Raw genomic sequence first — 9,323 nt, forward strand, 5'->3', positions numbered from 1 at the left:
AACGAGTGGCCGCCGTCGCGGCTGCCCAGTGGCGAGACGCCCGGGGCGCCGTCGCGGCTGTCGCTGCGGCCCGCGGAGGCATTGATCTGCCACTGCCAGCCCAGGCGGTTGTCCCAGTCGCGGGCCATCTGCTTCACCTGCACGTTGCGCGGGTGGCCGGCGAGCAACTGGTCGTGCAGCGGACGGGCCAGGTCGACCCGGTCGAGGTCGAGCAGGGCGCCGACCTGGCCGATGCGGGCACCGATGTGCTCCGGGTCCTGGGTGCCGGCCATGCGGAAGCGCTCCAGCGCCCGCTCGCTCCAGCCGCGCTGGCGGTAGACCTCGCCGACCGCGGTTTGCAGGCTGGCATTGTTGGGACCGATCGCGGCCAGCGACTCCAGCCGCTGCTGCGCGCCGGCGGTGTCCTGCCCGTACAGGTGCATCAGGGCGAGGTTGCGATCGGCGTCGTAGTGGCGCGGGTTGGAATGCGGCCGGCGCGCGCCCGGGGCGTACAGCCAGGCCGGCTCGGCGGCCTTGAGCTGCTCCAGGTGGGCGTAGGCGGCGTCGAAATCCTCGCTTTCCGAATAGGCGTAACCCAATTGCAGGCGCGGGTCCCAGGCGTCGGGCATCGCGCGTTCGACCTGCCGGTAGAGCGGGATCGCCTCGGCCGGATGGCGTTCGGCCAGCAGCGAACCGGCGATCGAGGCCAGCACGTAGGGCGGCGGCTCCACGCCCTCGTCCTGCAGGGCGCGGTAGCGCTCGATCACCTCGGCGTGCCGCTCCAGCAGGTTGAGCAGGGCGATCTCGTCGAAACGGGTGCGCAGGTCGGCCGAGCCCGGTTCCTGTCCCGATTCCTGCAGGGTCCGCAGCGCCTGTCCGGCCAGCGCCAGCTCCTCGTCGCGGGCCTGCTCGGACTCCGCGTACAGGCGTCCCCAGTTGATCAGTCGCGCGGTGCCGGCGCCGCGCAGCCGCCGCGCCTCGTCGGCGTCGAACAGTTCCGGCCGCGCCTGGTACAGGCTCCAGGCCCGGTAGCTGCTGCCCAGGTCCAGCAGGGTCAGGGTCTGCAGCCGGTACAGCGCGGGGTCGTCGGGGCGATCGTCCTGGGCGCGACCGATAGCGGACAGGGCGTCCAGCCAGCGGCCCTGATCGCGCAGCTGCTGGATCTCGGTCAGCGGCGTCTCAGGGGTCGATGCGAATGTCGAGAGGGGCCAGGTCAGGGCGGCTAGCGCCACGGAAACGGCTAAGGGTTTGAAATTACTGGAAATAGATCGGTGCATGCTCGGTCCGTGATAGACATTCCATAATGTGACTTGCATCTCATTTCTGGATATTGTGACGCAAGCACCGTGCCACTCTCCCCGGTTCGGTGGTTCGGGGTGGGGTGGATTTACGAAATCTTCATCTACGTGAATGCCGGTAGCTATGCGATCTAAACCGCAGCATGGGGCGACCCTAGCAGGCGGGGTGCCCGGGCCGGTGTGACCGATGGCCGAATGCCGACGGCATCGGTCCGCAAGTCGCCTGTCGGTACCGACAGGTACGCGGCTTCGCACCGGGTGCCGGCGGGGGCGCGAGCGGCGAGTCGTCGAGTCGTCGAGTCGGCTGTGCCGGGCGCGGGCATCAATGGCGGACGATCGGCTTGCCGCGGCCATCCTCAAGTGCGGAGGCGGGCGGGGTGCTGGGCCGGGGCGTTCCGGATGCCGGTGTGTCCGGGGCCGGCAACGAACCGGGGCGGCGCGCAGCGTGTCCGTGCAGCGATCGGACCGGGCAGGGCCGATCGTCTCGTCCCCCGCTTCCGGCAGGTTGGGGCGGCGCCGGACGCCGGACGGCAAAAAGGCCCTGAAGTCCTGCATTATCTGCAGCTTTCAGAGCCCTTGATGCGTTTCGGCAAGTGGTCGGGGAGACAGGATTTGAACCTGCGACTTCTACGTCCCGAACGTAGCGCTCTACCAGGCTGAGCTACACCCCGATGTGCCGAGCCCGGCATTGTAGTGAGGTGTTCCGGAGCTGGCAATAGCCGGTGAAGAATTTTCCGCATCGCCCACGTCGGCAATGCCGCAGGCGACGGCCGGGCTTGTAGACTGTCGGGCTTGCATGCCCTTGCCGCGCGACCGGGGCGGACCCGCCGCGTACGGCCCGTTCCGACAGGAGTGCCTTTTCTTGTCCAGTTCGTCTTCGTCCACGTCTCCGATCAAGCCACGCACCCCGGCCGGAGTGATGGAACTGCTGCCGCCCGAACAGATCGCTTTCCAGCGTCTGCTCGACACGATCCGCCGCAATTTCGAGCGCTTCGGTTTCCTGCCGGTCGAGACCCCGGTCATGGAGTTGTCCGAGGTGCTGCTGACCAAGTCCGGCGGCGAGACCGAGCGTCAGGTCTACTTCGTGCAGTCGACCGGCGCGCTGGAAAAGGCCCAGTCCAGCGGCGGCGACTCGCTGCCGGAGCTGGCCCTGCGCTTCGACCTGACCGTGCCGCTGGCGCGCTACGTGGCCGAGCACGAACACGAACTGGCGTTCCCGTTCCGCCGCTACCAGATGCAGCGCGTGTATCGCGGCGAGCGCGCCCAGCGCGGCCGCTTCCGCGAGTTCTACCAGTGCGACATCGACGTGATCGGCAAGGACAGCCTGAGCGTGCGCTTCGACGCCGAGATGCCGGCGGCGATCCACGCGGTGTTCTCGGAGATGGCGATCGGCAAGTTCACCATCCAGATGAACAACCGCAAGCTGATGCGCGGCTTCTTCGAGGCCCAGGGCGTCGTCGATCCCGAGCGCCAGGCGCTGGTGCTGCGCGAGGTCGACAAGCTCGACAAGCGCGGCGAGGACCATGTGCGCGAGACCCTGACCGGCGAAGCCTTCGGCATGCCGGCCGAGGCGGTCGCGCGGATCCTGGAGTTCGTGAAGGTGCGCTCGGACTCGCACGCCGACGCGATCGCCCGACTCGACGCGCTGGATAGCGCCGATGCGAACCCGGTCCTGCGCGAGGGCGTCGCCGAGTTGCGCGAGGTGCTGGAGCTGGTGCGCGCGCTGGGTGTGCCCGAGGATCACTACGCGCTGAACTTCTCGATCGCGCGCGGCCTGGACTACTACACCGGCACGGTCTACGAGACCACGCTGGACGCGTTCCCGCAGATCGGTTCGATCTGCTCCGGCGGCCGCTACGAGAACCTGGCCAGCCACTACACCAAGTCGAAGCTGCCGGGCGTGGGCATCTCGATCGGCCTGACCCGCCTGTTCTGGCAGCTGCGCGACGCCGGCGTGATCGACGTCGCCGACAGCACCGTGCAGGCGATGGTCGCGCTGATGGAGGCCGACGGCCTGGCCGACGCGCTGGACATCGCCCGGCGCCTGCGTGCCGGCGGCATCAACACCGAGGTGCAGATGGAGCCGCGCAAGCTTGGCAAACAGTTCCAGTACGCGTCGCGCGCCGGCATCCGCTTCGTGGTGCTGGCCGGCGAGGACGAGCGCGCCCGCGGCGTGGTCGCGGTCAAGGACCTCAAGCGCGAGATGCAGTTCGAGGTCGCCCGCGAGGAGTTGGCCAGCACGCTCAGGGTCGAGCTGGCGCAGTCGCAGGCGCTGGAAGGGCGCTGATCCGCCCGTCGCCGGGCTGCGTGCCCGGCCGCGATTCGAATGGCCGCGCCGAGGTGGCGCGGTGGAAGTCCGGGCCAGCGGGCGCATGCGCGCATCGCCGGCCCGGGTGACATCAAGTCCGAGGACAATCTGGAATGAAACCGATCCTGCTCGACGGCCGCTCGCTGACCCGGGCGCAACTGGTGGATGTCGCCTACGGCGCGCATGTCGAACTGTCGCAGGCGCAACTGCCGGCGGTGGCGCGCGCGGCCGAGTTCCTGGCCGAACAGGTGCGTCGTGAAGAGCCGATCTACGGCGTCTCCACCGGCTTCGGCAGCAACGCCGACCGCCTGCTCGGCGCGCACCGCCTGCGCGAATCGCTGCCCGGCGCCGAGACCAGCGAGGAGACCCTGCACGAGGAGCTGCAGCGCAACCTGATCGTCACCCATGCGGTCTGCGTGGGCGAACCGTTCGCCCCCGAGGTGGTGCGGGCGATGCTGTGCATCCGCATCAATACCCTGTTGCGCGGGCATTCGGGCGTGCGGGTGGAGACCCTGCAGGCGCTGACCGCGATGCTCAACGCCGGCGTGGTGCCGGTGGTGCCGCAACTGGGCTCGGTCGGCGCGTCCGGCGACCTGGCGCCGTTGTCGCATCTGGCGATCGTGTTGCTGGGCGGTGGCGAGGCCTTCCATCAGGGCGAGCGGATGCCCGGCGGCGAGGCGCTGGCGCGCGCGGGTCTGACGCCGGTGACGCTGTCCTACAAGGAAGGCCTGGCGCTGAACAACGGCACCGCGCAGATGCTCGCCTGCGGCGTGCTCGCGCTGCACCGGCTGGAGGAACTGCTCGACACCGCCGACCTGGCCGCGGCGATGACCATCGACGCCTTCGCCGGCCGCCTTGGCGCGTTCGCCGAGGAAGTGCACGCGCTGCGTCCGCATCCGGGCCAGGTCCAGGTCGCGGCCAACCTGCGTCGCCTGCTCGCCGGCTCGACCCTGTCGGACATTCCCTACCACCTGGTGCCGCGTTTCCGGCCGTGGTTGCCGCAGAGCTGGACGCGCATGCCCGAGGCGCAGGCGCTGCGCTTCGACATCGGCTGGGACTGGGTGCCGCTGGACCAGCGCCACGGCCGCGAGAAGTTCTACACCCGCTTCCGTCCGTTCCGCGGCGGCAAGAAGCATCAGCCGCAGGACAGCTACTCGCTGCGTTGCATCCCGCAGGTGCACGGCGCGGTGCGCGACGCCGCCGCGCAGGCGGCGCGGGTGCTGGAGGTCGAGCTCAATGCGCTGACCGACAATCCGATCGTGTTCCCCGACGCCGACAAGCCGCACGTCGAGGAGCAGGTCATTTCCGCCGGCCACTTCCACGGCATGCCGCTGGCGCTGGCGATGAGCTACGTCAAGGCGGCGATCCCGGTGCTGGCGAGCATTTCCGAGCGCCGTCTCAACAAGCTCGTCGATCCGGCCACCAACGACGGCCTGCCGGCGTTCCTGATCGGCAACGAGGACTCGACCGAGTCCGGCCACATGATCGTGCAGTACACCGCCGCGGCGATCGTCAACGACCTGTCCAGCCGCGCGATGCCGGCTTCGGTCTATTCGATCCCGACCAGCGCCAACGCCGAGGACCACGTGTCGATGGGCGCGAACGAGACGCGCCACGTGCTGGCGATGGTCGCCGACCTGGGCAAGGTGCTGGCGCTGGAGCTGTACACCGCGGCGCAGGCGCTGGATCTGCGCCGCGACATGATCAACGCCGCCCGCGATCTGTCGCGGCACGCCGACGCCGCGGCACTGGCGGCCAAGGTCGCCGGCACCCCGGGCGACGACGCGGCCGGGCGCGATAAGTTCATGGCCGAGGTCGAAGGCCTGCGCGAGGAGCTTGCGCAGTCCGGCGAGTACGGCCCCGGGACCGCGGTGGCCGCGGCGCATGCGGCGATCCGCGAGGCGATCCCGTTCCTGGAACGCGACCGTGCACTCGATGCCGAGGTCGCCACCGCGGTGCGCCTGGTCGAGGACGGGGGGGTGATCGCCGCGGCCCGTTCGGTGCTCGGCGTCGACTGAGCTCAGCTGGTGACGGCGGAGGTCCGCACACAGTTGCGGCCCTCCGACTTGGCGCGGTAGAGCGCGCGATCGGCCAGTTCCAGGGCGGCGTCGATGCCGCCCGGCAGCCCGGTATCGATCTGGTGCACGCCGATGCTGGTGGTCACCACGGTCTTGCGGTTGAGCGCCTCGCAGGGCGCCGAGTCGAGTTGTCTGCGGATGTTCTCGGCGGCCGCCTCGGCGGCGTCCAGGTCGTGATCGGGCAGGGCGGCGACGAACTCCTCGCCGCCGAAGCGCGCGACCAGGGCGTGATGCCGGCGCAGGGTGTCGCCGATCGCATGCGCGGCCCAGCGCAGGCAGGCGTCGCCGGCGAGGTGGCCGTGGCGATCGTTGATCTGCTTGAAATGGTCGAGGTCGATCATCAGCAGTGACAGCGGTCGCCCGCTGGTCCTTGCCTCCTCCAGCATCGGCGCAAGCTGCTCATGGAAGTGCCGCCGGGTGTGCAGGCCGGTCAGGGCGTCGCGCTGGCTCGATTCGCGCAGTCGGGCGTGGGCGTCGCCAAGCTGCCCCAGCGCGTCGCTCAGTTCGCGGGTACGGGCTTCGACCTGGTGTTCGAGTTGATGCTTGGCATTGCGCACGATGTGCTCGTTCTCGTTGCGCAGCGCGGCGTAGCGGTGGCCGAGCGCGATCGAAAGCAGCAGCATTTCCAGCGCCGAGCCGATCTGCACGCCGTACTCGGTGACGAAGGTTTTCGGCAGCAGCGCGAACGCGACCGACACGAACATCGCGGTGCCGACCAGGAAGGCCGCCCAGGCCAGCAGGAATATCCGCGCCGGCGCATAGCCGCGGCGGATCGCGACGATCGCCTCCACCGCCACCCAGCCGATGCTGATGAACACGCTCGCCGAAGCGAACGGGGTCGATATCCGGTAGGGCAGGAATGCCGAGGCCAAGCCCAGCAACAGGAAGAACACGATCAGGGCGAGCCCGACCTGGTCGCCGGTCCGCCAGCGGTTGCGCAGGTCGAGGAACCTGCGCGCGAACTGCTGCACCCCGACCTGGGCCAGGCAGATCGACAGCGGCACCGACTTGTCGGCCAGCCATGGCGAGTCCGGCCACAGGTATTCGAAGCCCAGCCCGTTGAGCGTGAACAGGACCAGCCCGAACGCGGTCAGGTGGAACACGTACCAGAAGTAGCTGGAGTCGCGGGTGGTCAGCCACAACACCAGGTTGTAGAAGAACAGCGACAGCAGGATGCCGTAGTACAGGCCGATGCCGAACTGGATGTCGCGCGACATCTCGGCGAAGGCGGTCGGGGTGTACAGCCGCAGCGGAACCTGCATCGAGCTCTCGCTCTGGATGCGGATGAACACGTCCACCGGCTCCCCGGGTGGCAGGTCGAGCCAGAAGTTCGGATGCCGGTAGCGGACGCTGCGCGCCGAGAACGGGCGGTGGTCGCCGCCGCGCAGATGCTCGCTGCGGCCGTCCGGGTGCAGGACGTGGAGATCGATGCTGTCGCTGAGCGGGTACTGCTGGACCAGCAGCCACTGCGGTTCGTCGGGGGCCTGGTTGACGATGCGGGCATGGAACCAGAACGCGCCGTCCTGGAAGCCGAACGAGTTGCTGCCCTCGGGCATCGGCGCGAAGGCGGCGTCCTCCAGGGCGGCGACCGCGTCTTCCAGTCGCATTCCGCCGTCGCCGTCGTGCAGGTAGCTCACATGGGGGGTGAGCAGGAACTCGGACGAATCCTCGGGCAGCCGCGTTGGCGCCGTGTCGGTGGTGTGGCCGGCGGCAGGGGCCGGGTGGGCGAGAAGTCCGGGCGACAGCAGCAGTCCGAGCACGACGCCGGGCCAGAAGCCTCCGATCCGCATCCGCAAATCCTTGAATGACAGTTGTACAGCCCCCTGTTGCACCCCGAGTGTACTTCGGCGGGGGACTGGCGAAAGAGGGTGACTCCGAAGACAGGGGTTGACCGGATGTCACAGCTTGCATAATGTATTAGCACGTTAATACATTATGCGTCCGATGCCGGACGCCCGCGCGCCACGATGAAACGACGCCAACACGATGAAGAAACCGGGGATGCCGTGGCTGAGCTGGCCGAGGCCCTGGTCGGGTTGCGCACGGCCGAACAGGTGCGTGCGTTCCTGGAGGACCTGTGCACGCCGGCCGAGCTGGAGGCCATGACCGACCGCTGGCGGGTGGTGCCGCTGCTGGCCCGGGGGGTGCCGTATCGCGAGATCCACGACCTGACCCAGGTCAGCGTCACCACGATCGGCCGCGTCGCCCGGACGATGGAACGCGGCGCCGGCGGCTATGGCGAAGCACTGGCGCGGCTGCGCCCGGCAACCCGTTGAGGACACGATGAGCATGAACCCGAAAAGCGCCAACGGCGCGCGCGATCGCCTGCGCATCGCGATCCAGAAATCCGGGCGCCTGGCCGAGCCGGCCCGCGCGCTGCTGAACGCCTGCGGGCTGAGCTGGCGCGAGAGCCGCGATCGCCTGTTCTGCTATGGCGAAAGCCTGCCGGTCGATCTGCTGCTGGTTCGCGACGACGACATCCCCGGGCTGATCCGCGACGGCGTCTGCGACCTCGGCGTGGTCGGCCGCAACGTGTTGCTGGAGCAGGACATCGCGCTCAGGACCGAGGGCGGGACCACGGCCTTCCGCGAATGGCGGGCGTTGGGTTTCGGCGGTTGCCGGCTGGCGCTGGCGGTGCCGGAGGGCTGGGCCTGGCAGTCGCCGGCGCAGTTGGGCTCGACCCGCATCGCGACCAGCTATCCGGCGATCCTGCGGCAGTGGCTGGACGAGCAGGGCATCGCCGCCGAGGTGGTCGAGTTGTCCGGCTCGGTCGAGATCGCGCCGCGACTGGGCCAGGCCGATGCGATCTGCGACCTGGTCTCCAGCGGTGCGACCCTGGCCGCCAACCAGCTCAAGCCGGTGATGACCCTGCTGGAGAGCGAGGCGGTGCTGGCCGGGCCGGCGGCGGAGAACTTCGGCCAACTCTGGGACGACGCCCGCGGCGAGCTGGCCGAGCTGTTGCTGCGCCGGCTCGACGGTGTGCTGCGGATGCGGCACAGCAAATTGTTGATGTTCCAGGCCTCGCGCGAGGCGATTCCCTCGCTGCTGCCGTTGCTGCCCGATGCCGAGGCGCCGACGGTGATGCAGGTCGACGGTGGCGATGCTCTGGCGTTGCAGGCGCTATGCCATGGCGCAGTGACCTGGCAGCGGCTGGAGGAGCTCAAGCGCGCCGGCGCGCGCGGCCTGCTGGTGCTGCCGGTGGAGGGCATGCTGGCATGAACCGGGTCGACTGGAACGGCCTAGACGCCGCGCAGCGCGAGGCGGTGCTGACCCGCCCATTGGCGGCGCAGGCGCCGGAGGTGACGCGGACGGTGGCGGCGATGTTGGCCGACGTGCGCGCCCGCGGCGGCGAGGCGGTGCGCGAGTACACGCGCCGCTTCGACGGCGCGGACTTCGATGGCGCGGATGTCGACGGTGCGGATGTCGACGGCGCCGGCCCGGGCCGCTTCCGGGTCGGTGCGGACGAGTTCGCCGAGGCCGCCGCCGGTTTGCCCGCGGCGCTGCGCGATGCGATCGACGAGGCGGCCGCGCGGATCGAGCGCTTCCACCGCGACGGCATGGGCACGCCCTATGCGGTCGACACCGCCGACGGCGTGCGCTGCGAGCGCATCCTGCGGCCGATCGGGCAGGTCGGGCTGTACGTGCCGGCCGGAACCGCGC

At 69.6% G+C, this 9,323-nt stretch carries 7 protein-coding genes and 1 tRNA gene; 5 read left to right on the top strand and 3 right to left on the bottom strand.

Annotated elements, in window-relative coordinates; all coding sequences use genetic code 11:
- Together FKV24_RS05850 and FKV24_RS05855 are read right to left on the bottom strand one after the other, a co-directional pair.
- The coding region (locus FKV24_RS05850; RefSeq protein ID WP_343200234.1) for a tetratricopeptide repeat protein at positions 1–1,211 on the bottom strand (1,211 nt) is incomplete at its 3' end.
- A gap of 660 nt (positions 1,212–1,871) precedes the next feature.
- Positions 1,872–1,948, bottom strand: a tRNA-Pro gene (locus FKV24_RS05855).
- A 221-nt stretch (positions 1,949–2,169) separates the two neighbouring features.
- Between FKV24_RS05855 and hisS the strand changes: the two genes are divergently transcribed.
- Both hisS and FKV24_RS05865 read left to right on the top strand, forming a co-directional pair.
- On the top strand, positions 2,170–3,564 hold the full coding sequence (hisS, locus tag FKV24_RS05860) for a histidine--tRNA ligase (protein WP_283016204.1): 1,395 nt from the start codon (positions 2,170–2,172) through the stop codon (positions 3,562–3,564).
- A 134-nt stretch (positions 3,565–3,698) separates the two neighbouring features.
- Positions 3,699–5,603, top strand: coding sequence for an HAL/PAL/TAL family ammonia-lyase (locus FKV24_RS05865; RefSeq protein ID WP_141481708.1), 1,905 nt, complete (start codon positions 3,699–3,701; stop codon positions 5,601–5,603).
- Positions 5,604–5,605: 2 nt separating this feature from the next.
- On the opposite strand, the gene FKV24_RS05870 is transcribed toward FKV24_RS05865, so the two are convergent.
- On the bottom strand, positions 5,606–7,453 hold the full coding sequence (locus FKV24_RS05870) for a sensor domain-containing diguanylate cyclase (protein ID WP_141481709.1): 1,848 nt from the start codon (positions 7,451–7,453) through the stop codon (positions 5,606–5,608).
- Positions 7,454–7,630: 177 nt separating this feature from the next.
- Between FKV24_RS05870 and FKV24_RS05875 the strand changes: the two genes are divergently transcribed.
- From FKV24_RS05875 to FKV24_RS05885, 3 genes are all read left to right on the top strand, one after another.
- Complete coding sequence (locus tag FKV24_RS05875; RefSeq protein WP_111266693.1) at positions 7,631–7,939, top strand: YerC/YecD family TrpR-related protein; 309 nt, start codon at positions 7,631–7,633, stop codon at positions 7,937–7,939.
- 13 nt (positions 7,940–7,952) lie between these two features.
- Positions 7,953–8,882: an ATP phosphoribosyltransferase gene (hisG, locus tag FKV24_RS05880; protein WP_141481710.1), complete on the top strand. Its 930-nt coding sequence runs from the start codon at positions 7,953–7,955 to the stop codon at positions 8,880–8,882.
- A partial coding sequence (locus FKV24_RS05885; RefSeq protein ID WP_211371796.1) for a histidinol dehydrogenase occupies positions 8,879–9,323 on the top strand: 445 nt, incomplete at its 3' end. The genes hisG and FKV24_RS05885, both read left to right, overlap by 4 nt.

This window comes from Marilutibacter maris, from assembly GCF_006546735.2.
Taxonomy (GTDB): Bacteria; Pseudomonadota; Gammaproteobacteria; order Xanthomonadales; family Xanthomonadaceae; genus Marilutibacter; species Marilutibacter maris.

Coding starts and splice junctions, on each gene's coding strand:
- FKV24_RS05865 (WP_141481708.1), top strand. CDS start 3,699: ATGAAACCGATCCTGCTCGACGGCCGCTCGCTGACCCGGGCGCAACTG.
- FKV24_RS05870 (WP_141481709.1), bottom strand. CDS start 7,453: ATGCGGATCGGAGGCTTCTGGCCCGGCGTCGTGCTCGGACTGCTGCTG.
- FKV24_RS05875 (WP_111266693.1), top strand. CDS start 7,631: ATGAAACGACGCCAACACGATGAAGAAACCGGGGATGCCGTGGCTGAG.
- hisG (WP_141481710.1), top strand. CDS start 7,953: ATGAACCCGAAAAGCGCCAACGGCGCGCGCGATCGCCTGCGCATCGCG.